This window comes from Mycobacterium sp. E3198 (assembly GCF_001667015.1).
Taxonomy (GTDB): Bacteria; Actinomycetota; Actinomycetes; order Mycobacteriales; family Mycobacteriaceae; genus Mycobacterium.
The window spans coordinates 1-880 of the sequence record NZ_LZIS01000231.1 but is presented as its reverse complement, the minus strand read 5'-3'; the positions used below and the strand labels follow the sequence as shown (position 1 = coordinate 880).

2 protein-coding genes are annotated in these 880 nt (G+C 56.0%); both read left to right on the top strand.

Features of this window, described 5'->3' with window-relative positions; all coding sequences use genetic code 11:
* Positions 1–229: 229 nt before the first annotated feature.
* The gene (locus A5673_RS28720; protein ID WP_156748566.1) at positions 230–514 is read left to right on the top strand and encodes a glycosyltransferase family 2 protein; all 285 of its coding nucleotides are present in this window, start codon (positions 230–232) and stop codon (positions 512–514) included.
* On the top strand, positions 498–880 hold a 383-nt coding region (locus A5673_RS28715; protein ID WP_156748564.1), incomplete at its 3' end, for a bifunctional 2-polyprenyl-6-hydroxyphenol methylase/3-demethylubiquinol 3-O-methyltransferase UbiG. The genes A5673_RS28720 and A5673_RS28715, both read left to right, overlap by 17 nt.

Here is an 880-nt window from a genome sequence, read left to right as displayed (position 1 = left end):
GCAAGCGCGCATCGACCCCGCGGAGCATTATCTCGAATACGGTCGTTTCGAAGGCCGCGCGGTCTGTGCGGCCACGGCCTGAGTTGTTCCTGACCGGCGATGCCCTCACCAGCCGAGAAAGCAAGGTCTTACTTTGATAAGGTCTGAACTGCCCCAACAGCGACCAATAACCTGGCGATATCTAGCGTCAAAGATGGTTATTCGGCCGGTGTCGCCTTGCTTATTCATGTTGGACGAGCCCGTCGAGGACGTCGGCTTCGACGAGTCTCTCGCGGTTGCTTTCAACGATGTGGACTTGTGCCTGCGTCTTTCGCAGACAGGCTACCGCAACGTGTGGACCCCCAACGCCGAACTCTATCACCACGAATCGCTCACCCGCGGCTCAGACACCGCACCGGCTAAGCTTCGCCCATTTGAGGGGGAATGTGACGCCTTTTCGCTCGTCCAAGGCGACTTCATCACGTATTCCAGTCCCCGCTACCAAAGAAGTACCCCCGATGACCGCACCCTTTGACCGCGTGGCGATGCTCACCAAGAACCTGAAGCTCGAAGAGCAAGGGCTGGAAATTGGCCCACTGCATAAGCCGATAGTGCCCAAGAAAGGTACGGGCGTTTTATATGCCGATCACTTGCCTACAGATAAGTTGCGTGACAAGTATCGTGGCGATGAAAACGTCAGCAACGACCAGATCCAAGATGTAGACATCGTGGTCGGCTCCTCGGGCCTAAGGGATGGAGTGGGATCACGCCGATTTCACTACGTTGTTGCCTCCCATGTGATCGAACACGTCCCGAACCCGCTGGGGTGGTTCAATGAAATCCACGGATTCATGGAGCCTGGGGGAATCCTTTCGCTTGCCATACCAGATAAACGTTATTG